A 23,512-nucleotide genomic window follows, 5' to 3' on the forward strand; every position below is an offset into this window, starting at 1 on the left:
TACCTATTCGTGTTCGGATTCGAGCACCTGCAAAAATAGCTTCAGTAATTCTGGATCAAATTGAGTACCCGCGCCCCGGCGCAGTTCTTCAATCGCCTCAGTCTTGCTCAGGGCATGGCGGTAGGGGCGTCCTGCGGTCATTGCCTCATAGGCGTCTGCTATCGCCAAGATACGGCACTCCAGCGGAATATCAGTATGCTGCAAACCCAGCGGGTAACCGCTGCCGTCCCACTGCTCGTGATGTTTAAGAACCAAGTCTGCGACAGGTACCAAAGCAGGAACACAGCGGGCAATCCGGCAGCCGATTTCGCAATGCTGCGCAATTTCCTGTCGCTCATCAGTCGTCAATCGTCCAGGTTTCATGACAATGCGTTCATCAAGGCCAACGTTGCCGATATCGTGATAGCGGGATAACAGGTGAAGATTCTCTACCTGTTCTGAACTTAGTTCCAAAACTGCAGCCAATTTAACTGCATATTCCTCGACTCGTTGCGGATGACCGCTTTTAAAGTAATCTCTGGCTTCCACGGATTGAAACATGCCGTCAAGAATAAACTGGCGGACGTTTTCGTCGCGCAACTGCTTTTGTCGATACATTTCGTTTTCCGCTTCGATGAATAGAGTATTCATATCAGTCGGACAACCGCGCATAGCATGACCTATCGACAGGCCAAGCCTAGCGTTTGGCAGCAGTAGATTGTATTCGTCGACCTCTTGACTGATTTTTCGGCAAATTGCTGTCAGTGTTTCATCATCTACATTTGGCAAGATCGCAGCAAATTCATCACCGCCGATACGTGCAATGTGATCCTCCGCTCGGAAACAGCGTTTGAAAAGATCAGCCACATCTACCAGTTGTCGATCTCCCTGTTCATGGCCAAGGGTGTCATTAATCAGCTTTAGTCCATCCAGATCGCAGACAACGATCCCGACAGAACATTGCTCGTCTTCGCCGAAATGCCGCATTTCCTGTTCAAATCGGCTGCGATTAAACAATCCGGTTAACGAATCATACAGATTGAGATAACGCAGTTGCTTAGCCATCATCACTCGTTCTGTCGTGTCCCGCTCAATAGCGATCAGTTCCTCACCACAGCCGGTCAACCAGACTTCCCGACCGTAGGCTCTACCATGATATTCGCCTTCATAGGTAAAACGCTGCGGTCGTCCGGTTAATAATACTTGTTCCATCGCTTGCTGGTAGCGGTCTGTAACCGACGTCTCATAAATGCTATCAATTTTCTTACCGACTAGGCGACGATCTGGCGGAGTTTGATAAAAGCCGGGCCGCGTATACAGCTCAAGAATGACACCATCTAAATCCAGCCGGGTCATCACGTCAACCGACGTTTCCAGGATGGCTTTGAATCTGGCTTCATTCAACCGGATTTGTTCTTGGGTGTTCTGCTGTTGGGAGATTTCTGTCTGTTCTTGTTTGACTGTGGCCCTCAATAGTGTGTTTTCTCTGCGTTCCCGAGCAGCCCAGCTAACACTACCAGCCACAAGCACGAGCCAAAACCATATTTCCATATCGCATTCCTTCATTCAAAATAATCGAAAAAACAATTGTGAACTTATTCGCGATTCGCAGCAATGGTTCCTGCGCCTGAACAGAAAAAAGACTGCTAGACCGTTGTCATGATCGAATACTGCCGCATACCGATGTATAACTGGGAATACCTATATCAAGTTTACATAATTAAAATTAATGACCTTTAGCGCGTTTTGCGTTTCTGCAACCGATAGTGTAGTATATGGACTACGCCGAACTTCCCAAAGGAATACGGGGGAACCAATATTAGTGGGGTGAATCCGCTATCAAGCGGTAGGGATACCTTCCGTCCCGAACCCGTCAGCTAACCCCGGAGGCGATTAGAAGGAGGAAACAGAATATGAACATGAAAGTGTTTAAACGTACAATCGTAACTATGATGGCTGTTGTCACACTGGCAACTAGCTTGATCACACCGGTACTCGCAGCCGCGCCAGCCAACTATAAACAAGCGATCGATATTGTTGCGACCGCATACGCGCCAGGCCCTCACGATAACGGTAAATGGGGCAACCTGACCCACATCGGCACCCAGGTGCGTCCTGGCATCATTGCCGTCGACCCGCGCATTATCCCGTTGAAATCGAAGGTGTATATTGAGTTTCCCGATGGCACTGGCAGGTATGCCATTGCTGAGGATACCGGTGGCGCAATCAAAGGAAATCGTATCGATATCGCAATGTGGACAGTTGATGAAGCATACAAGTTTGGCATGAAAAACGTTAAGCTGTATGTAGTAGAATAGTTCTTAAAAAAAACACCCCGAGAGTCAATTGAACTCTCGGGGTGTTTCTGCGCGTTACTATTTAAACACAAAAATATCCAATAGACTCAGTACGATTTCAAACGCGATCAAGAGAATAACTGCCCATTCGAGCCGAGTGCCACGGCTGGCGTGAGCCAGACCGGAAAACACCTCGGTGATATCTGTTAAGACTTCTGCTTTTTGGCGAATCTTCTGGTAGCGCTCTGATACCTCAAATAACCGTCCCATTTCGTCATACAATCGACTAGCTTCCGCATTGTTCCACGTAATATCCGGTTTATCGAGTAACATGATGTATGACACCATGTTCAGCTTAAAACCGAAGATCTTTGCCGATAGCTTGGCCAAACGTCGGTCAGACATATTTAAATTACCCATATGCAAAAATGTAACGATTTCTTCTATTTCATCTAACAGACGACTAATGTCGACCTCGATTTTTTCTAGTGCCACCGACCTTGCCAACATAGTCGCGACGATTTCGCGGTGATAGCTTTCTTCCTGCGCGATTAACATCCGGTCATTGCTTACATAGGGCATGTCTGCTTCAGTCAGATCTGTCACTGTTTCGAGAATGTAGTCGTCAACATATTCGAAGGCTCCTGTTGTCAAACTCTTTTCAATCTTCCGCAGGTAATTTACAACATCCATCATTTCGTGATGTTGAAAATTCAAAAAGACTATACTGCCAAAATGGTACAGATATACTCTCTTTCCCTCCGATTGACGAGTGATTCCCTCCAGTGATTTCCCAGCAAGAATCAGCGTCTCCTCCCAGCGGAATTGTCTATTGATGCCAAAATGCTCGGCAATTTTATTTAGATCGATTTCATTGGCCAGCACGACCGCTTTAAATTCTGACTGCATAAACAGCCTCCTAGCTTGCTCTTTTATCCAAATTATAACAGAAAAAGCAGAATACTTCCATCGCCTGGTTGCCATGCATGTCCCGGTCACCGTTCATTCATTTTACAGACTCACAAGCAAGGAGTATACTAATGGTGCATACTGGTAACGAACGGAGGGATTATCTTGAACCTGGAAAAAGCAGTAGAACTGCAGCGAGACGCGCTGATTAAATCAACGCAGGAGATTCTCGCTATTCGAAGCGTAGAGAACAATGCAGTCAATGGCAGCCCCTTTGGCGAGGACGTTGGCCTGGCGCTCGACCGCGCGTTGCAGATCGCGAACAGACTCGGATTTCGCACTGTCAATCTAAATGGCTATGTCGGCTATGCGGAATATGGCAGCGGCGAAGACTATGTTGCCGTTCTGGGACATCTTGATGTAGTGCCTGAAGGCAGCGGCTGGACGTACCTGCCGTATGGCGGAGAAATTCATGACGGCAAACTGTATGGTCGCGGTTCGACAGATGACAAAGGGCCGACGATGGCTGCCTTGTTCGGTCTAGCTGCTATCAAGGATCTCAACCTGCCGTTATCGAAACGAGTGCGGATTATCTTTGGCACCAATGAAGAGACTGGCAGCAAAGACTTGCAGTATTACGCAGCACGCGAAAAACCGCCAGTGGCCGGCTTCACCCCTGACGCATCTTTTCCCGTCATCTATGCGGAAAAAGGCGGCTGCAAATTTAGGTTGTCTAAAAATCTCTCTGCCGGGATATCTGCTGTCCGACTGCTTGCACTTAACGCCGGTGAACGGGTGAATATCGTGCCAAATCGAGCGGAAGCCGTGCTGGTTGCTGACGAACCGCAAAAACTATTTAAGGCCTGCGCCGCTTTTGCCGCCCGGCACAATGCTAAAATCGACGCCTCGCTCGCCGCGGACGGCAACGTCTGTCTCGTCTCGCACGGTAAAGCGGCACATGCCAGCTTGCCACATCAGGGAGTCAATGCTGCTATGCAACTACTGGCATTTCTCGCAGAATGTGAATTGCCCACCGATCTGCTATCATACTGTCAAGCAGTTACCACCGCCATTGGTAAAGAGACGGATGGCAGTTCGCTCGGTATTGCTTACCGGGACGATGAGTCTGGCAGCCTTACGCTAAATGCGGGTCTGCTCCGTTTTATCGATAACCAAATAGCTCTGACCTGCGACGTTCGTTTCCCTGTCACCTGGAGTGGCGAACAGGTAGTGGAAAGAGTACGAATCGCCGCAGACCGCCTTGGTATCGACGTTGAGTCAGCTTCGTTCGGCAAACCACTCTTCTTTGCTAAAGACCATCCCCTTGTCGCCACTTTGCAGCGTGTATTCCGCGAAGCAACCGGATCAGATGTTGAACCAATAGCCATCGGCGGCGGCACCTATGCGAAACACTTAGCTAACACCGTAGCCTTCGGTCCGCAGTTTCCCGACCAGCCTGACCTCTGCCATCAAGCAGACGAATATATTGCGCTTGATGATCTCGTGCTCTGCGCCAAAATCTACGCTTACGCGATCTACGAGCTGGCCAAATGATGCTACCGCAAAACAGGAAAAAGCAGGTCGCCTTAGTAACTGGCGCAGCCCACGGCATTGGCCGCACAATTGCCTACCGACTCGCGGCAGAAGCAAGAGTGTTTCTGGTCGATATCAATGAGGCGGCTGGCGTAAAGACTGAATCGAGTCTACGCGATGCAGGATATGAAGCAACCTTCATTCAGGGAGATGTATCAGTCGAAGCTGACGTAATCCGGGTGGCAGAGAGAGTTGCCGCCAATTGCGGCAAGCTCGACTGGTTGGTAAACAATGCGGGTATTTCCCAATTTAGTCCGCTGTCCGATATCAGCGTGGAGGAATTTGACCGCGTTCTTGCCGTCAATCTGCGGTCAGCCTTTCTCTTTGCCAAATACACATTGCCGCTGCTTCTTGCTGCCGGCAGTGCCGCGATTGTCAATATCTCCTCCTCGCGGGCGTTAATGAGCGAGCCTGGCAACGAAGCCTACGCCGCCTCAAAAGCTGGCCTATTAGGGCTGACTCACGCGCTGGCTAATTCCTTGGGGGGCGCGATTCGTGTGAATGCGATTTGTCCGGGTTGGATCGATGTCAGCCAAGGCGCAGCCACGCTAACCCCGCAAGATCACGCCCAACACCCGGTTGGCCGGGTAGGCATCCCGGAAGATATTGCCGAACTGACAGCGTTCCTGCTTTCGCCAGCCGCTGGCTTTATTACCGGACAGGAGTTCGTGGTCGATGGCGGCATGACAAAAAAAATGATTTACGTCTAACCGTATTATGGTTTTCATAAAAAGAATATCAATTTGAAAAATTCAATTTTCGATTGACAAATACTCATTATCCGTTTTAAACTAGAATTAATTAAATACACTCCAAGGGGAGTAACCTTTACAGCAAAGTCGTCAGTGCGGGTGAATAGCCCCGGCTTTGTTGGCGACATTTATGTTGTTGGTAAGACCTTGCTTATAAAATAAGCAAGGTCTTTTTATATACATAAGCGAAACGAGCTTAAAGGATCTTACACAACAAAATAGAGGAGGAACTAGTGTGAAAAACCAGTGGTACAAGTTGACTGCAGACGCTGTTGTGTCTGAATTGCAATCCGACTTGAGCCAGGGATTGTCAACCGGTGAGGCTGCCCGGCGTTTAGCCCAATACGGCTATAACGAACTGAAGGAAAAGCCACATGAACCGTTATGGCGGAAGTTCTTAAATCAATTCAAAGATTTTCTGGTGCTGATCCTCATAGCAGCTAGCATCATTTCCGCACTAGTCGGCGAACCGGCTGATTCTCTGGTCATTATCGCCATCGTTCTTTTGAACGCCGCATTGGGCGTATTCCAGGAGGCAAAGGCGGAAAAAGCACTCGACGCTCTGAAACGAATGAGCGCCCCCCACTCAAAAGTTATCCGCGATGGGCATGTTACGGTAATCCCGTCGCGCGAATTAGTCCAAGGTGACATTATCCTGCTCGATGCAGGCGATTATATCCCCGCCGATGTGCGGATTCTGGAATCGTTTAACTTGAAAGTCCAGGAAGCCTCTCTGACAGGCGAATCAGTGCCAGTCGAAAAAGAAGATCGCCAGCTTGATGGCGAACCCGCCCTAGCCGACCGTGTTAACATGGGCTTTATGAGCACAGTAACAACGTATGGCCGCGGCAAAGCAATTGTTATCGGTACAGCGATGAATACTGAAATCGGCAAAATTGCCACTATGCTACAGGATGTCGCGGAAGAAAAAACGCCCCTGCAAAAGAAACTGGAAAGCTTCGGCAAGGGTCTCGGCTTTGCCTGTCTGGTGGTCTGCGCCGTAGTATTTGTCATGGGTATTTGGGGCGGCATGCGCGATGGTACTCTTTCAACCGCTGAAATCCAGCTCATGTTCATGACCTCAATTAGCTTGGCAGTAGCTGCGATCCCGGAAGGATTGCCCACCGTCGTCACTATCGTGCTGGCGCTCGGCATGCAGCGCATGGCCAAAAAGAACTCCATTATGAAAAAACTGCATGCAGTAGAAACGCTCGGCAGTGTCTCGGTCATTTGCTCAGACAAAACCGGTACACTGACACAAAACCAAATGACTGTAGTTAAGGCCTTCGCCGGCGGCAAGCTCTTTGCACTCAGCGGGGAAGGTTACTGTCCGGAAGGTCAACTTACCTGCAATAACGTGCCCATAGACCTAGCGGTCGAACCAGACTTTGCACTTTTGCTGCGCGGCTCAGCACTGTGTAATGACGCACAGCTTGATTACATACCTGAACAAAATGCCTGGTCGATTGTCGGCGACCCCACTGAGGGCGCATTGGTTGTGGCTGCCCGCAAAGGCGGCTATGAACAAGAGGCTCTCACAAGCCAGTTCCCCCGTGTGCAGGAAATTCCCTTTGATTCAGCCCGAAAAATGATGACCACCCTGCACCAGAGACAAGAAAATTTACGTACTTGCACCAAAGGCGCTCCCGATGTTCTGCTGAGCCGTTGTGCCTATATTGCGATTAACGGCACCTCCCGTCCCTTAACAGACGCAGATAAAGAAGTCATTCAAGCCGCCAACCGGGAAATGGCTTCACAGGCACTTAGGGTGCTGGCAGTAGCCTACCGCGACTTTGATGCCGTCCCGGATATGACGAAAGCGGAAGACATCGAATCCAACTTAGTATTCATTGGTCTCCTGGGCATGATTGACCCGCCTCGTACAGAAGCAAAAGAAGCGGTGGCGCTTTGCAAAACTGCCGGCATTCGCGCAGTCATGATTACCGGCGATCACCCGGATACTGCGTTCGCTATCGCCAAAGAGCTCGGAATTGTTGATCATCCAGATCAAGTCCGAACTGGCCGCGACCTGGATTCCATGTCGCCAGAGGAATTGCAGCGTGCAGTCCAGACCGCCAACGTCTTTGCCCGCGTATCGCCAGAACACAAAGTGGCCATTGTCGAAACGTTACGCAGCAACATGCAGATTGTCGCCATGACTGGTGACGGCGTCAATGACGCACCCGCCTTAAAACGAGCCGATATCGGCGTGGCGATGGGTATTACCGGCACTGATGTCACCAAAGAAACGGCTGACATGATTGTCACAGACGACAACTTTGCCACCATCGTTACAGCTGTGGAAGAAGGGCGCGTCATTTACGCTAACATCAAGAAGTTCGTTTACTTCCTGCTGGCCTGTAACGCGTCCGAAGTGTTGACTATCTTCTTCGCGATTTTGTTCGGCTGGGCTATCCCCCTGTTGCCCATTCAACTATTGTGGGTCAATTTGGTGACTGATGCGTTCCCAGCTCTGGCTTTAGGCATGGAAAAGAAAGAGCCTGATGTCATGAACCAGAAGCCCAGAGATCCCGCCGAACCCTTATTAACCCGGAATTTAAAAATTATGATCGCTGTCCAGAGCGCGGCAATCGCGGTTACGGTTCTAGGTGCTTTCCGTTACGGCTTAGCCGTCTACAACGGTGACCTCGAGATCGCGCGGACCTTCGCCTTTATCACCTTGATCACCACCCAGATTGTTTGCGCCTATAACGCCCGTTCGGAACACTACTCCCCCTTCGCCCTTGGCGTTTTCAGCAACAAGTACCTAAACGCTGGCGTGACCCTTTCCTTTGTCTTGCTGCTGCTGTCCCTGTACGGACCGTTGCATGTCATCTTCAAAACGATTGAGCCTACCTTGACTGAGTGGATGCTGATCGTCCCCATCACATTCATCCCCTTCATTGCAACAGAAGTCACGAAGTGGATACTGAACTCCTCAGCCAAAGCCAAAGAATCCAACCGCGTTTCCGCATAAGAACCACTAAACCGCAGAGTGCACAGAGTAAGCGGAGGGTAGCAGAGGGCTACCGGTTCTTCTATAATAAGCAAAGGAGCCATGGACGATAAAGTCCATGGCTCCTTTGCTTATCCAGTTGTCGAGGACCCCAGTTTCAGACCGTTCAGAAAGTGCCAGATGTTGTTACCTATGAGACTAGCCAAACGCTTGATTTAACATAGTCGATTAGCATCACTAGGCAGCCCGAGGAAGCGCGCGCAGGCTTTGTTACCTATGCGACTGATATGATGCTTGTAGAAGAGAAATGTGGTAGCATCAGTACGTTCGACGGGTACGGCAAGCGCGCTCCCGTAGGGCTAAGTGCGCAACTCTCGGCGCTTTAGCGCCCTAGAGTTGGCGGCCTACCCTTTACGGGTGCAACGCAGATGGTGCTTTATCAACGGTCTGAGTCAAAGCCCGGCTAGTTTGACCAGCAACGGGGCTATCAGCGCGGTCTCAAAGCCGACTAGGCCGATAGCCAGGGCGCTCATCGCACCTTGGTGTTCGCTTTCTTGAATCGCCCGACTGGTTCCCAAGGCATGTGCGGCTGCACCGATAGCTAGGCCGCGGGCAGTTTCATCGTTGATCCGCAGCATTGTCAGAACTTGCGGTCCAATGACTGCGCCCAGGATGCCGGTCAGGATAACCAGAGCTGCTGTCAGCGGCGGCAGACCGCCAATAAAAGACGAGACATCCATGGCAATGGGAGTGGTCACTGATTTAGGTGCTAACGATAAAATGATCTCCGCTGGCGCCTTGAATAACTGGGCAAGTACTAAGACCGAACCAATTCCAGCGATGGCGCCAATTATGCTGCCAGCCACAATAGCCGGCCAATCCCGCTTCAGGTTTTCCAGTTGGCGGTAGAGCGGAACTGCTAATGCAACCGTGGCCGGTCCTAGCATAAAGGATAGACCGCGCGTCTCTTTGGCATATGTTTCATAGGGAAACCCGCTTAATAGCAGCAATAAAATGAGAACACTGACTGACACCAAGACCGGATTGAGCAATTGTATAGCCAACTGTTTTTGAAGCTTCACCGCACCCTGATAGACAGCAATAGTTAAAAGCACGGTCACCAGAGTTGCAAAAATTGGGCTAGACTCAGTCATGATCCCGCCTCCTCTGCCGCACGATCGCTTGCACTGTAATTCCCGTAGCAGCCAGAACAGCGAGGAAGCTTAACCCCGTAATAAGGAAAATCGCCAGCCAGTGCGTGGCGATAAGTTCAAAGTAAACCAGTAAACCTACTCCTGCCGGTACGAAGAACAAGCTCATATTATCTAACAGCAACTGAGCCGCTGTTTCCACTTGTCTGATATCGAGGATTCCGCTGAGAAGCAGTCCAGCCAGCAAGACCATGCCAATTACGCCGCCAGGTAGGGAGAGTTCAAAGTATTGGCTAATACCTTCCCCAGTTAGATACAGAGTTGTAAGTATGAGAAATCCCTTAATCACCGATGCGCAGCTCCAATCAATTCGCTGAGGCTGGAAATCTGACTTGCCCTCAGATACTCCTCAAGACCATGGATAATGTCGATCATGGCAGTGGGATTGGTAAATGAGGCTGTCCCTACCTGAACCGCCGTCGCCCCAGCTAAAAGGTACTCCACTGCGTCCTCGGCCGTCACAATGCCGCCAACGCCGATGATAGGGATAGAAACCTTTGGCGCGATCTGATAGACCATGCGCAAAATGATCGGCATTACGGCAGGGCCGGATAACCCGCCAACAATGTTCGCCAAAACCGGCCGACGCGTCCGTGTATCAATTTTCATGCCAAGCAGCGTATTGGCCACGCACAGACAATCGGCTCCTGCCGACTCTGCTGTCTGCGCCATTTCTACCATATCGCCGGCATTTGGGCTTAGCTTGGCGATCAGGTACTTGCCGGTAGCTTTGCGTACGGCCGTCATGACCCGGCTCAGTTGTTGTGCATCAGAAGCAAACACTTTACCGCCGCATTCTACATTTGGACAGGATACATTGACTTCAATGGCGGCTATGCCGGGAACAGCGTCAAGTTTACGCGCCAGAGCCACAAACTCGTCAACCGTGTGTCCAGCGATACTGATGATAACCGGCGTTGTCAGATCGGTCAGTTTCGGCATTTCCTCAAGCAAAAAACTGTCAACTCCGGCATTCTGCAAACCAACGCTATTCAGCATCCCGCCATATGTTTCAGCCACCCGCGGCGTGCGGTTGCCCTCTCGCGCATTCAGCGTCACCGTCTTAGCAACGACGGCGCCCAAGCGATTGACGTCATAAAATTGGCTGGCGCTCTCGACACTAAACGTGCCCGCTGCCGGCATAACCGGGTTGTTCAAGCGAATATTTCCCAAATTTACAGCTAGTCGGCCCATGTATATCACTCCATTCTTTAATGTGACAAATCTTGTTCAAGGCGTAGCCGGATTAATGTTATATTTTATAACAAACTCAAAAGTTTGTCTATCTAAACAGGAAAAAGTCAAGGATCATGCGAATAGTTACCGTTAGTGCTAAGAATCATAGAGCAATACGAACGGAGTGAAAGTATGTATAAATTCAAAAGCGATAATCAAAGCGAAGCGTTCAATTGGGAAAGTCTTGGTGACATTGCCGTAGGCCGGGCTAATCTGGGCTCAAATATGCCGGTTATTGTTTATCGCTTATTTCAGTTTACCTTACGCGACGTGCTGAACCGGGAATATGGCTGCGAGCAGGCCAGCAACCTGTTACGAGCCGCAGGGAAGCTTGCCGGCACAGAGTTTTGTAAAAATATCCTGGATAAAAATCTGGATTTTAATAGTTTTGTCGCTCAACTACAAAAGAAATTAGCAGAACTGCGGATCGGCATTCTCCGCCTGGAATCGGCCGACATGGAAAAACTGGAATTCGTTCTTACCGTAGAAGAGGATTTAGACTGCTCCGGACTGCCGATTACTGAGGAATCCGTTTGCGACTATGATGAAGGGTTCATCGCCGGAATACTCAATGAATACACTGGCAAACACTTTACGGCAAAGGAAATCGATTGCTGGGCTACCGGGGACCGGACCTGCCGGTTCCAAGTCACCTGCGATAACTGATTTTTTAGGTGGTTGTATGAGCAATCAAGATTTGCTGGTATTGAAACAATTGCAGACCGGATTAAAACTATTGATGCAAGGCAAATATCCGGACGAAATTACCGTCGAAGAGTGTAGCCAGCCGCTGGCGGAGGTTGTTCAGGCCTTCAATCGTCTGGCTGGGCAGATGAAGGAATTATACGAGTACACAGTGCCGTTAGCCAGAGGCATTCTACATGTTGAACGTCCGGGGAAAACGAATTTCTTGGCTGGCAGCATGAAAGAACTCCATTCCAAGCTTAATCATTTAACCTGGCAGGCACAACAAATTGAAAAGGGAGACTACGCGCAAAGAATTGATTTCATGGGTGAGTTTTCTCTTGCGTTCAATTCCATGGTGGTTAAATTAGAAGAGCGGGAACGGCGCTTAAAGGAAGAAATTCTGATCCGGCAAAAAGCCGAGAAAGAAGTTCGCTTACAGAATAAATTAATCACTGATAGCATCCACTATGCAGCCGTCATCCAACGCTCCATATTGCCAGACGCAGCGCTGATAGCCAGCCATACCACAGACTCCTTCATCATCTGGCAGCCCCGCGACATTGTCGGCGGCGATTTTTACTGGTTTGTCCCCTGCCCCAACGGATTTATGGCTGCGATCATTGATTGTACCGGGCATGGTGTGCCAGGAGCATTCATGACGCTGGCAGTCAGCCAGATGCTCAAAACCATGTTAGATTCAGGGATGGATTATACGCCAGCTGATGTTCTTACTATTTTGGATGAAAAAATACGGGAAACTTTTTACGCTTCAGGAAAGAACCAGGAACACCTATATGCCGGTCTTGACATGGGTCTGATTGCCGTCAACCGCAAAGGCCACAGAGTGGCCTTTGCCGGCGCTCGGCTGCCGCTTTTTCATCTACATGGCGGGCAAATTACGGAAATCCCCGGTTCCCGGCGCAGTGTCGGCTACGAAAGCAAGGGCCGCCCGGGTAAAAAATCCCGCCATATTCACTTTGAAAATAGAGTTATCGATTACGAAGCTGGTGACAGACTGTATTTATCCACCGACGGTTTTTTTGATCAGCACGGTAGTTCTGACGCTAATCCGTTTGGAATCGATCAGTTTGCAAAGCTGCTCAGGGGTAATGCTTCGCTGGCCTTGCCTGAACAGAAAATGATGCTTCTGGACAGCCTTAGAGTCTACATGGGCAATGAAAAGCAGCGGGATGACATCACAGTTATCGGATTTGGGCTTTAATAAGGGAGGCTTGTCTTGTGATTAATGAAAACTTGCATCAACTGATTGGCGAATTAAGCAGCTATGGAATTATTATCAGCTTTAACGGTTCATTTACCCAAGGAATTATTGAAGAAATCGGCACAGCAATCACGTCCTACTTACAAACAGAGAAAAATACCGACGAAACCAATATTCACAATGTATTTTCCATATATATTGAGCAGGCACAAAATATCAAAACCTATTTTGTAAAGAAATCCGTTGATAATGACAAGTATGAAATCAGTCGCCGGGCTTTTGAAAGCATCATCGTCATCGGCCGGCATAATGAACAGTTTTTTGTCTGTTCAGGCAATCTGGTGCACAATGATGATATCCAAAACTTAAAAGATCGTATTGAACATGTGAATTCGTTATCCAAAGATCAGCTAAAGAAATATTATAAAGAAACACTGAGAAAATCGGCCTCCCCTTGTGACAACGCCGGATTGGGAATCATTGATATGGCTCGCAAGGCGGCGTTTCCGCTTGAATATATGTTCATGCCGCGTGATGAAAACTATGCTTTTTTTACGTTAAAAGTCACGTGTAATTAGCGAGGAGGTTTTGCCATGGAACTGTTATACCGGGCGAGTACAAAATCCTCGCCGGAAGTAAATTTCAATCCGGATACAGGCATCTTGAAAATATCCGGCCAGTCCTACCCAGAAAATGCATCCGCGTTTTACCAGGATCTATTTGGTTGGCTGAAAGACTATTTGCCGGCAGCTTGCGGCAAAATTGTCGTCGAGCTAAGCCTCTCCTACATGAATACCAGCAGCACCAAATGCTTAATGGATATGATCTACATGCTGGAGGACGCGTTTAACACCGGCGCCGACATCTGCATCAATTGGCACTATACGGCAAAAAACAGAAGTATGCGGGAATGCGGTGAAGAGTTCCGGGAAGAGCTCAGTGTGCAGTTCAACATAATCCCAGAGGAGCCTTCTAACTAATCAGCAGAAAGATGTTGCAACTCTTGCAAAAGAGGTGGTTGGATTGACTAGCAAGATTCGCCAACTGTTTCAGGAGGAATTGGAACAATTGGCGCAGATCAAAAGCATATGCAATGACCAACAGTATAAGAATAACGAACTGCTTGATCACTACACCAGTATGGCAAATATCTTCGAAAGAAATCTCCAATCGATGATGAAGATGACGAAAATCAGCGATTCGCAGCAGTTGTACTTGCAGGAGATACAGCATGAATTGGAGCGGGAAATTGAAGAACGAATTAAGGCGGAAGAGAAAGTAGCCGACTCCTACAAACGGCACCGGCGAAATCAGTTTTTGCTTGATTTGGCAGAAGGAAACCGCAGCTTTGATGAAACGGCATCGAACACGGCGCGGCAACTTAAGCTATATCTACCAACAATGTTTCATGTCTTTTATTTACAGTTAACTAGTTGGCAAGGGATTCCCTTCAGTCGGTCAGCCGTGGATGCAGCCGAAGTACAGGCAGCTATCGATACACTGGTGGACAAGCTCAATGGCTGTCAGAGACTTGTTGCCTGGGAATGGGGCGACGGTATCGGCCTCCTGCATCCTGCTTTGCCGAACGAGACAAAAGAGCAGCAAATTAACACGGGGCTGGGATTAAAGCAACAATTAGCCCGTAGTTTTTCTCATATTGAATTTGCAGTAGGCGTTGCCGGCAAGCAGGGAAAGATGGACAGCTTCGCTCATCATTGCTATCAGGCGCGAGCGGCCGCGGCTCTTGGCTGTCGGCTTTGGCCGGGACGGGCTGTGTATCATTTTCATGACGGCCAGGCATATCAGCTGCTTTATCCGCTGGCTGACGGGCAGGATGCTGAAGAATTCATCGAAAGAATGGTAGGAAATTTACTTGATTATGACCGGAACAATAACACTGACTTAATGATAACCCTAAAGAGAATTCTCCAGTCTTCCAATTTGAAAGTAGTTGCCGAAGAGATGTTTCTCCATCACAAAACGATTGTATCCCGGAAGCAACGCATAGAAAGTATTTTGGGCACATCGCTCGAACCGTTTGATGTCCGATTCAATATAGCTATTGCCTTACATTTGCTGGAGTTCCGCTGTTAATAGCAGCAGATAATTGATAATTATCCGTTTGAGATAATAATAATAGAAAACTCAAGAATAGTACGTTTGTCGGAAAACCTCCTTCCCGAACTCCTCAGAAATGCTCAAGCGCTATCGCCTATATAGAGGCCCATTATCCTCCGATGATATTTCGGAGGATTTTTTCTATCTTCGCAAGCAATAGGAATTGAATACTGTATTTGTTATAGTAATATCAAGGACTGCTATCTGGATTACGCAGTTCACATTTTATCCACTTGCAGTAAATGCGATGATTACAGGCATGATGAGAAAGCCGGGGTGAGACGGTGTTTGACTTCCCTATAACGGATAAAATAGATGACCTCTTCAATATCGTGCCTATACCAATGCTGTTAGTGACCAAAGACGAACTGCAAGTGGTGCGCTTAAACCAAGCCGCCGCTAAATTTTTGGATATTACGGACGGAGCAGATCCGATAAAGCTGCTAACTGACATCTTTGACACTGAGCATGAAGAGTATATTGCCTGGGTGCATTGTCTACAGGGAAATGACATCCCTGAGACGGAATTATCGATGCAACGGCGAGAGCAGCAGCTGACTGTCATTGTCTATGCTGCACAGATAGATTTTGCCGGAACGCCGCATCTGCTGCTCAGTTTAATAGATAGTACTGAGAAATACAGCCGGATCAAACTGTTGGAACAGCTTGCCGCCAGGGATGATATGACCGGATTATTAAATCGCCGTGCATTCCGGGAAAGCTTGGAATCAACATTGCTAAAATCGAAGGAAGAAGAAAGCGAGTTTCTTCTAGCCTTTATGGACTTGGACGATTTGAAAAAGGTCAACGATACCTATGGCCACCGGGAAGGAGATTGGTATATCAAGACGTTCACATCTCTTCTCCGCAAGGCGTTGCGTAAAACCGACATTGCCGGCAGGGTCGGCGGCGATGAATTTGCCGTAATCTTCACCCAATGCTCGCGACATTATGCCGAACAGACGATTTGGCGCCTTCAGCAGCAAGTGGAAACCATTGCCTCATCGTTAGATAAACCTTTCATCATGGGCGTGAGTATCGGCTTGATCGCGATAGAGAGCTGGATGGAAACTGATGCTGACAGCTTATTGAGCATAGCGGATGATGCCATGTATAAGCAGAAATCTCGCCACTGTCGACAAAAAGTACGCAGCATTGACAAAATCAGGTGGGGTCGGTAGCGAAGCCAAAATCGGCCTGCTCAACAAAATCCCGTGGAGGCAAACAAATAAATCAGCGAACGACTTTTAATATTGGGCAGTGGGGAAAAATCCGGATTGTATTATATTATCAAATTAGAGGGATTCTCTTTTACTATGAAGAATCTTATCGCAAAAGTTTATCTTATTCATCCTAAAATTTCAAAATAATTGTATAATATACATGCTAAAAAGTATAACAAGATATACATTGGCAAACCTTTTGAAAAGAAGGGACGCAAAGCCGTGGGTCTAAGGACGATTTAAGTCTATGATTGCCTGGTTGCATTTAAAGTGTATTATAAATGCAACCAGGCAATTTTTTATGGAAAAGATACTATTTATGGCGATAAAACTGTTAAAACGAATAGTAGAATTAAATCTGCAGAAATAGCAAAAGGGAGGGAATCTTACGCAAAAGAAGACATTATTCTTCCTTACTCTGGTAGTTATGATTAGTATACACTTTATATTTTCCCCCAAAGCGACGAATACAGAACTAACCGCTGTCAAAACAGTAACTCCGGCAGAAAGCCAGGGACTCCACTTTCTTCAGACAAAAATGCAAACCTCCCAGGGATTAATCTATTATTCGGTCGAAGATAAATCGCCTGCGTCTTATAGTGTGTTGGAATCCACGGGCCAGGCAATGGAGTATGCTGCTTTAATTGGCAATAAAAAGCTATTTGATGATTATGCCGGGCTTGCAGACAAGTATTTTAAAGACCCGTCAGGTTATTATTATTGGAAAATCGATGTTACTACAAAAAAAGGCGACGCTTCGTCTGCCTTTGTCGATGATTTACGATTGGTTAAAGCCTATTTTATTGCCAACGAAAAAAAACTTGGCAACTATAATAAACAACTCGAAAAAGTCTCTGAAACAATTTTTCAATTTGACATTGATACAGATGGCTTTCCTTGTGAGTATTATGATGGTAATGCAAAGCAAAAAGCGACTGTAGTTCCGCTATTTTACTTAGATGTCGATACCTTGCGAAAGTTAAGTCAGTTTAACGGCAAGTGGTTAGTCCCTTATCAACATGCCAAAGATATCCTGCTCAGTATGCCGGAGAATAAGCATGGCTTTTATCCGATCAAATTCAAAATACATACTAAGCAGTACGTTTGGGGTTCTTCCATCAACATGGTCGAGAATTTATACACTGCAATTGATGCTTATAACGCAGGCCGAGATACCCGTGCTTTGGTGACCTTTCTGAAGAATCAGGTAACGCAGGGAAAGGTTTTTAATCATTATTATTTAAACGGAACACCGGTTGATCAAAACGAATCCACAGCAGTCTATGCGCTGGCGGCACGATTCCTGGCGCTTAACAACGAAAATGAGGCCGCTAAAGCATGTTATCGCCGCACCTTAGAATTTCAAATTAGTGACAAAGAGTTTTTTCAGGGCGGGTTTGGTGAAAGCACGACCGGATTAGTCTATGCTTTTGATCAACTAGAGGCGCTACTAATGTTGAGGATGGTGGAAGCAGCAGATGTTAGCCAGTGATACGTATTTACGCCAAGATAGAATCTACTTTAATTTAATTATGGTCTTTGTGTTGGCAGTCGCAGCCGTTGCCTTACTTTATGCACCAAGTATTGGCTCTTTAACTCTGTTTGTTTTGGTCGCCGCCATGATCTTCAATATGATTTTAACGTATAATCTCGGTTTGCAGCGAGGCCTGATAGCAGCAATTGTATTAACGTTTATCTATGGCAGCTATATTATTTATGAAATAATGATTCATAGAATTGCTGAAGTTAACTTTGCCTATATTGTCTGGTTATTTATTTACCCGCTAAGCAGCTTATTATCAGGTCAATTAACGTTGACCGTATCAACTTACAAACGCGAACTAGAAAATAAAAGAAGCCTGGAAAAGCTGGTGACTCTTGATGCTGCCACAGGCTTTTACAACAATCAGGGATTTTTCAGGAAATTAGACGAAGAATTTTTGCGGGCTAAACGATACAAAACATATTTCTCGATTTTACTGATAAAAATATCCAATTTTGACGAATTGCAAATTATTTATGGAGAAATTGATTCCGTAAAGATTCTACAAGCAGTAGCAACGAAAATAACTGCTCAGACCCGTATTTCAGATATCAAATCCTTAATCGAAGAAAATATGCTTAGTATTGTGCTAACCGAAACGAATGAAGAGGGAGCTAAAGTTGTCATTGAGAAACTACACCAGGCGTTAGATACCATTGCAACCGAGATCAAAGGCGTCAAAAAAGTAATCAGAATTAAACCGAGCATCGGAATTGCCAGTATTAGAGAAAGTGACACAGATGTTTTGGAGATATACGACAGAGCCAAAGGAGAACTTAAGTATGACAGAGGTTAGTAAGAAAGCAATTGTGCTTTTCTTACTTGTCGCACTTACCACAGCTTGCTTCCTGCCAATGTCCGTCCACGCCAATGAAAAAGTAAAGACCTATATTATTTATGACAGTCCGACGAGATATGGCGATGATTTTCCACTTGTTACCTCATTGATAGAATATCTGGGACATTTCGACTTAACCTGTCAGGCGATAACGCTTGACGCATGGCGTCCGGGTGTGTTACATAATGCTGACTTGGTTATTTTTGTTGGTCTAAACGAGGCCACTCTCCCGCAGCAATTACTGCAAGAAATGGCGCAAGCCAAGCGAGTGATTTGGTTTGAAAAAAATATCGAACAAATGGCAGCATACTTAAAATGGCAAGACTTCAAACTCGAAGGAACTGTTAATGGCTGGTCAACGATTCATTATCAAAAAGATCTGCTCATCAAAGACTGGATGAATATTGTAATCGCTCACCCTGGAAAAAATGCCCGGGTTTTTGCCACAGTGCAAAATATAAATGATAGTAAACCACTGGCGTGGCAGCGTGATAACATTTATTTTTGCGGCTATTTAGAGGTTAATGGGCAAAGTTTTATGGTTGCGTTAGGTAATTTGCTTCACCAGTTCATACCGGACAACAATCACTCATCGGTTCACCATGCTTTGCTGCGCATAGAAGATGTGAGCCCTTTAGTTGATCCGAAAGCAGTCCGTGCAGTTATTGCTGTTATTAATCAATACCGCATCCCCTTTACGATTGGCGTAATTCCAGTGGGAGTTGCCCAAAACGGTAAGCATATCCCCCTGCACGAAGCGCCAGAATTAGTTACAGTGCTCAAAGAAGCCCAAGCTAATGGAGCAAGTATCATCATGCACGGTTATACTCACCAAAATGAGTATTCACCAAAAACAGGCGAAGGCTATGAATTTTGGAATGCACGTGATGATAAACCGATGGAAAATGATGAAATTTTTACCAGTGAACGGCTCGAAGCCGGTATTGCTGAGCTTGTTCGCTGCGGTTTAATTCCTGTTGCTTTTGAGCCGCCGCATTATTCGATGAGTAAAACCGGCTATCAGGTTTTATCCCGTTATTTTAACGTATTTTCCGGCCTGGTACAAATATCTGATAAAAGCACACATTTATCCTTGGCGCTGCCTTATATAGTTAAGTCTCAATACCTGAACGGGATGCAGGTTATCCCTGAAAATATGGGTTACTACGACGGTAAAGCTTTTCTGGTTGAATCGATGCTGCAAAGTTCAGAACAATTATTGACTGTGCGCGACGGATTTGCCTGTTTCTTTTATCACGGTTATCTGCCACCAACTAAACTGCCCGCAATCATCGAGGGCGTACAGAAGCAAGGCTATACGTTCTTTGATTTGCGCCAGCTTCCCATCCGGGTTCAATCTTCACAAATTAAAATTATTGGGCAAAATGGACAATTTCATGTAAATATCGATGAAAGATTACAAGCTGCCTGGGACAAAACTCCGGCAACAAATAATCTTTTGGAAAAGATCGGTACCGTCCATATAGTTGTTCTGTTATTAATTATAGTTATGTTAATGCTTATTATTATTCGCCTGAGAGCGAATAGCAATAAGCACTATGAACTGAATTATGAGCAGTTGCAAAAATGATTATTAATGTAAGTATGTTTGTTGTTACAAGGAGTGAAAAACCATTTGCTAATTGACAACTTATTTATTGCCTCCTTAGCAGCTACCTGGCTCATTCTTTTTTACCATGTTGTCTTGACAATTGGCGGCTATAGACATTTTGTTAAGACCTTAACCGATAACCCGGACGCTCTCTTAACTGAATATCCAATGATTACTGTGCTGATACCGGCGCATAACGAGGAAATGGTTATTGGCAGAACGATCGACGCCATGGTGCGGTTAGCTTATCCCAAAGATCGCTTAGAAATCATTGTTGTTAACGATTGTTCCACAGACCGAACAGGAGCAATATTAGCAAAAAAGTGTGAAAAACATCCGCAATTAAAGGTCGTAACCCTTACCCCGCCTCATGGCGCTAAAGGTAAATCCAACGCCCTCAATCATGGGCTCAAGGCCAGCCGAGGAGAATATATCGTAGTTTATGATGCCGATAATACTCCAGAACGCCGGGCTGTACTCTATCTTGTCAATGCCATTGTTCCAGATGAAAAGTTAGGCGCAGTTGTCGGCAAATTTCGTACCCGCAATAAAGAGGTTAGTTTATTAACCCGGTTTATTAATGTTGAAACATTAAGCTTCCAGTGGTTACTTCAAGCCGGTCGCTGTCATCTTTTTGGTATAACGACCATTCCTGGAACAAACTTTATTATCCGTCGTTCATTGCTTGATAGGATGGGAGGTTGGAATGTAAACGCGCTAACAGAAGATACTGAGCTGACGATCCGGATTTATGACTACGGATATCGTATTTATTGGCTGCCGCATGCGGTAACTTGGGAACAAGAGCCGGAAACATTAAAAGTCTGGATCAAACAAAGGACCCGCTGGGCGCAGGGCAATATGTGGATTATCAGTCATTACCTATTTAACTTATTTACACTAAAGGATTTTCGTATTAGCGCTGATATTATCTATTTTACCTTCACCTATTTTGTCTTTTTTGCCGCAATCATTGTGTCTGACACGATTTTTATTTTAGGGCTGTTAGGATTTAGTAACCTGACAGTTACCGGACCATTCGGGATCATTTGGCTGCTTGCCTATGTTTTATTTATTGCGGAAACCTATATATCTCTGTCCTTGGAAAGAGGAGAAGGCAATTTGAAGAATCTGGCCCTAACTGCCTTAATGTATTTTACCTATAGTCAACTCTGGATAATCCTGGTTTTTAGAGCCAGCTATATATTGCTTAAACGAATGTTTTCGAAAAATACCAGTCTTCAATGGTATAAAACAGAGAGGAGCGCACGATGAGTAATACGATAACTAAAAAGGTTTCTTATCGCATTTTTCCCTTACTGTTATTATTTATGTTCTTTGCTTCTTGTCAACTTGGAGAAACAGCACCAGTGCCGGTGTCAGATAAGTATGCGTTACAAATTTTTACGGAAGATACGGTTTTCCGTAATCCAAACTCCAGTGTTGCCGGTTATTTTGAAATATATTCTGGCAGTAGCGTTACGGAACCTGCTGTTTTAGATCTTTGGTACTCCTATTCACCAACAGTACGGTCTGACATCTCTTCAATGACGATTTCGCTAAATGGAGTACCGGTAGCCAGTCGATCTTTAGCAGTGCAACAAACCGCCACACACAACTGGCAGGTAGTATTGCCTGTCAAACAGTTTAAAATCGGTTTTAATGAAGTGAGTGTATCTGTTATCCATCGCTCTATTGACGGATTATGTCGTGATATTGACAATGACGCCAACTGGTTTATTATCAGACCTGAAACAAAAGTGAGCTTTGGAATAACCCGCTCCCCTTATACATTAACCAGTTATCCAAGACCTTTTTTAGATGATTACCTTGCCGCCAAAATAAATACAGTATTTTATCTGCCAACTGATCCTGACCAGATTACTATCGCCTCGCTCTTAAATATAGCGACAAACTGGGGCACCCGTAAACTATCCGGTGTGCCGCAGCGTTTGGAAGCCCGAATCGGTGAACCGGGGCAAGTTTCAGCCAATGAGGTAGTATTAGGCCTGACAAATAAGTGGCTACCCAACCAAAAGCTTCCGAATGACGCTCCTGTTTTAACGTTAAGTGAACTTCCGAATGGATACAGCCGCCTATTAATTACTGGTGATAATAGCAATAGTATGGCTAAAGCGATGAACGCTTTGGGCAGACCGCAATTAATCAAGACATTTTCCGGACAGCAAATTGTTTTATCCTCTCCTTTACCTGCTAACGCAAATACAGTAAATACTGGGAAGAGAAAAAAAGGGCTGTATACCTTGGTTGATTTAGGCCATCAAGAAGATATCACTGTGGCGGGGGCGTTTCATCAAGAGGCTGCTCTCGTTATCCCAAGGCCGCCTAATTATAAGATTGGAGACAGCTCGTATATAGAATTGCATTTCCGCCATTCAAAGCTATTGGATCCCAAGAAATCCGCTGTTACTGTTTACATTAACGACATACCAATCAGATCTAGCGCCTTACTAGCGGAGAATGCTGAAAAAGGAATATTGAAAGTTCCTATCCCTGCATCTGAATTAAACAAAGCATCGTGGCGGGTACGCTTCGGCTTTTATCACGACTTAGGCATTATCGATTGCTCCAAACGCTACGATGAAGTAGCTTGGTCGGTAATAGAAAAAGAAACGACTATCTTGCTGGCACATGGCGGAATTGAACGCGTTCCCTCTTTGGAAGATTTTCCTAACAACTTCTTTGAGGAACTAAACGAGATCGTTAATCTCACCATGCTGCTGCCGGAAAAACCGTCACAAGAAGAGCTTAGTGCAGCCTTGAAACTAGCTTATTTTATCGGACAGCACAATAACAGTAAGATTGTCTGGCAAGTGCAAACAATGTCAACATTTGATGCAAAGAAAGCGCCTGGTACAGTTATCGCATTAGGAAGAAATAATGATGCCAGCCAGTGGAGCGCATTGAAACAATATTTACCGGTTTCTCCAGAGGGTAACGGTAGTTATCATATTGCTCCCTGGTTGGAAGTCATGTCTTCTGCAATGAGTACGTTCGATATTTACCAAGTGGGTAAAATCGCTGACGACAGACTGCTGTATGCCTTTATGTATTCAAGCCCCAATCGGATGAATAATTTACTAAACTTTGCTTTGGCTAATGGAAGTGCTTTAAACGGACAGGTAACCTTAGTTGATGCACACGGCAATCATACTGCCTTTAAGCAACAACCCAACGCGTCTGGAAAAAGTAGCTTCGAGTGGCTAACCACCCTATTCTCCGGTAGCGGTGTTATCGGTACTTATGTAGCTGTCTTCAGCGCTGTGCTTGTTGCTACACTGGCTTTAATGTTCTTTATGCGCAAACGGCCCTAAG

The 23,512-nt window shown here is 46.2% G+C and carries 20 protein-coding genes and 2 riboswitches; of the genes, 15 read left to right on the forward strand and 5 right to left on the reverse strand.

Annotated features, from left to right (window positions below; translation table 11 throughout):
- Nucleotides 1-3 precede the first annotated feature (3 nt).
- Nucleotides 4-1,530 carry an HD domain-containing phosphohydrolase gene (locus tag AXX12_RS02600; protein WP_066237733.1) on the reverse strand — a complete coding sequence of 509 codons (1,527 nt, stop codon included), beginning with the start codon at nucleotides 1,528-1,530 and terminating at the stop codon, nucleotides 4-6.
- Nucleotides 1,531-1,752: 222 nt separating this feature from the next.
- A riboswitch (cyclic di-AMP (ydaO/yuaA leader) is annotated at nucleotides 1,753-1,887 on the forward strand.
- 5 nt (nucleotides 1,888-1,892) lie between these two features.
- Between AXX12_RS02600 and AXX12_RS02605 the strand changes: the two genes are divergently transcribed.
- Entirely contained in the window at nucleotides 1,893-2,297 is a 405-nt protein-coding gene (locus tag AXX12_RS02605; RefSeq protein WP_082816669.1) for a 3D domain-containing protein, read from the forward strand.
- Between the two features lie 57 nt (nucleotides 2,298-2,354).
- Here AXX12_RS02605 and AXX12_RS02610 read toward each other — a convergent pair whose 3' ends face one another.
- Complete coding sequence (locus AXX12_RS02610) at nucleotides 2,355-3,185, reverse strand: RMD1 family protein (protein ID WP_066237735.1); 831 nt, start codon at nucleotides 3,183-3,185, stop codon at nucleotides 2,355-2,357.
- A 165-nt stretch (nucleotides 3,186-3,350) separates the two neighbouring features.
- On the opposite strand from AXX12_RS02610, the gene pepV reads away from it, so the two are divergent.
- From pepV to AXX12_RS02625, 3 genes are all read left to right on the forward strand, one after another.
- Nucleotides 3,351-4,739, forward strand: a complete 1,389-nt coding sequence (gene pepV / locus AXX12_RS02615; RefSeq protein WP_066237738.1) for a dipeptidase PepV — start codon at nucleotides 3,351-3,353, stop codon at nucleotides 4,737-4,739.
- Nucleotides 4,736-5,488, forward strand: a complete 753-nt coding sequence (locus AXX12_RS02620) for an SDR family NAD(P)-dependent oxidoreductase (RefSeq protein WP_231881764.1) — start codon at nucleotides 4,736-4,738, stop codon at nucleotides 5,486-5,488. The genes pepV and AXX12_RS02620 overlap by 4 nt, the downstream gene beginning before the upstream one ends.
- Before the next feature lie 277 nt (nucleotides 5,489-5,765).
- Nucleotides 5,766-8,507 carry a cation-translocating P-type ATPase gene (locus tag AXX12_RS02625; protein ID WP_066237741.1) on the forward strand — a complete coding sequence of 914 codons (2,742 nt, stop codon included), beginning with the start codon at nucleotides 5,766-5,768 and terminating at the stop codon, nucleotides 8,505-8,507.
- A gap of 431 nt (nucleotides 8,508-8,938) precedes the next feature.
- Here the strand turns inward: AXX12_RS02625 and AXX12_RS02630 are convergent, their stop codons facing one another.
- The 3 genes from AXX12_RS02630 to AXX12_RS02640 are packed head-to-tail and all read right to left on the reverse strand — an operon-like array spanning nucleotide 8,939 to nucleotide 10,891.
- Nucleotides 8,939-9,640, reverse strand: a complete 702-nt coding sequence (locus AXX12_RS02630) for an LrgB family protein (RefSeq protein ID WP_066237744.1) — start codon at nucleotides 9,638-9,640, stop codon at nucleotides 8,939-8,941.
- Nucleotides 9,633-9,986 carry a CidA/LrgA family protein gene (locus AXX12_RS02635; RefSeq protein ID WP_066237750.1) on the reverse strand — a complete coding sequence of 118 codons (354 nt, stop codon included), beginning with the start codon at nucleotides 9,984-9,986 and terminating at the stop codon, nucleotides 9,633-9,635. The genes AXX12_RS02630 and AXX12_RS02635 overlap by 8 nt, the downstream gene beginning before the upstream one ends.
- Nucleotides 9,983-10,891, reverse strand: coding sequence for a dihydroorotate dehydrogenase (locus tag AXX12_RS02640; protein ID WP_066237753.1), 909 nt, complete (start codon nucleotides 10,889-10,891; stop codon nucleotides 9,983-9,985). The genes AXX12_RS02635 and AXX12_RS02640 overlap by 4 nt, the downstream gene beginning before the upstream one ends.
- Nucleotides 10,892-11,065: 174 nt before the next feature.
- Here AXX12_RS02640 and AXX12_RS02645 point away from each other — a divergent pair, with 174 nt between their 5' ends.
- From AXX12_RS02645 to AXX12_RS02695, 11 genes are all read left to right on the forward strand, one after another.
- Nucleotides 11,066-11,599, forward strand: coding sequence for a V4R domain-containing protein (locus AXX12_RS02645; RefSeq protein ID WP_066237755.1), 534 nt, complete (start codon nucleotides 11,066-11,068; stop codon nucleotides 11,597-11,599).
- A 16-nt stretch (nucleotides 11,600-11,615) separates the two neighbouring features.
- Nucleotides 11,616-12,842: a SpoIIE family protein phosphatase gene (locus AXX12_RS02650; RefSeq protein ID WP_066237758.1), complete on the forward strand. Its 1,227-nt coding sequence runs from the start codon at nucleotides 11,616-11,618 to the stop codon at nucleotides 12,840-12,842.
- 17 nt (nucleotides 12,843-12,859) lie between these two features.
- A complete protein-coding gene (locus AXX12_RS02655) occupies nucleotides 12,860-13,420 on the forward strand; it encodes a SiaB family protein kinase (RefSeq protein WP_082816671.1) in 561 nt (186 codons plus the stop codon).
- Between the two features lie 15 nt (nucleotides 13,421-13,435).
- Nucleotides 13,436-13,822, forward strand: a complete 387-nt coding sequence (locus AXX12_RS02660; RefSeq protein ID WP_066237761.1) for a DUF1987 domain-containing protein — start codon at nucleotides 13,436-13,438, stop codon at nucleotides 13,820-13,822.
- Nucleotides 13,823-13,865: 43 nt separating this feature from the next.
- On the forward strand, nucleotides 13,866-14,936 hold the full coding sequence (locus AXX12_RS02665) for a PucR family transcriptional regulator (RefSeq protein ID WP_066237764.1): 1,071 nt from the start codon (nucleotides 13,866-13,868) through the stop codon (nucleotides 14,934-14,936).
- Nucleotides 14,937-15,244: 308 nt separating this feature from the next.
- Nucleotides 15,245-16,141 carry a sensor domain-containing diguanylate cyclase gene (locus tag AXX12_RS02670; RefSeq protein WP_066237767.1) on the forward strand — a complete coding sequence of 299 codons (897 nt, stop codon included), beginning with the start codon at nucleotides 15,245-15,247 and terminating at the stop codon, nucleotides 16,139-16,141.
- Between the two features lie 221 nt (nucleotides 16,142-16,362).
- Nucleotides 16,363-16,450: riboswitch (cyclic di-GMP riboswitch) on the forward strand.
- 160 nt (nucleotides 16,451-16,610) lie between these two features.
- Complete coding sequence (locus AXX12_RS02675; protein WP_066237771.1) at nucleotides 16,611-17,675, forward strand: hypothetical protein; 1,065 nt, start codon at nucleotides 16,611-16,613, stop codon at nucleotides 17,673-17,675.
- Nucleotides 17,662-18,522, forward strand: coding sequence for a GGDEF domain-containing protein (locus AXX12_RS02680; protein ID WP_066237775.1), 861 nt, complete (start codon nucleotides 17,662-17,664; stop codon nucleotides 18,520-18,522). The genes AXX12_RS02675 and AXX12_RS02680 overlap by 14 nt, the downstream gene beginning before the upstream one ends.
- On the forward strand, nucleotides 18,509-20,155 hold the full coding sequence (locus AXX12_RS02685) for a DUF2334 domain-containing protein (protein WP_066237778.1): 1,647 nt from the start codon (nucleotides 18,509-18,511) through the stop codon (nucleotides 20,153-20,155). The genes AXX12_RS02680 and AXX12_RS02685 overlap by 14 nt, the downstream gene beginning before the upstream one ends.
- 45 nt (nucleotides 20,156-20,200) lie before the next feature.
- Entirely contained in the window at nucleotides 20,201-21,451 is a 1,251-nt protein-coding gene (locus AXX12_RS02690; RefSeq protein ID WP_197470627.1) for a glycosyltransferase family 2 protein, read from the forward strand.
- Nucleotides 21,448-23,511 (forward strand): cellulose biosynthesis cyclic di-GMP-binding regulatory protein BcsB, encoded by a 2,064-nt coding sequence (locus tag AXX12_RS02695; protein ID WP_066237781.1) that lies wholly within the window; start codon nucleotides 21,448-21,450, stop codon nucleotides 23,509-23,511. Before AXX12_RS02690 ends, AXX12_RS02695 begins: the two co-directional genes overlap by 4 nt.
- Nucleotide 23,512 lies beyond the last annotated feature (1 nt).

This window comes from Anaerosporomusa subterranea, assembly GCF_001611555.1.
GTDB lineage: Bacteria > Bacillota > Negativicutes > Sporomusales > Acetonemataceae > Anaerosporomusa > Anaerosporomusa subterranea.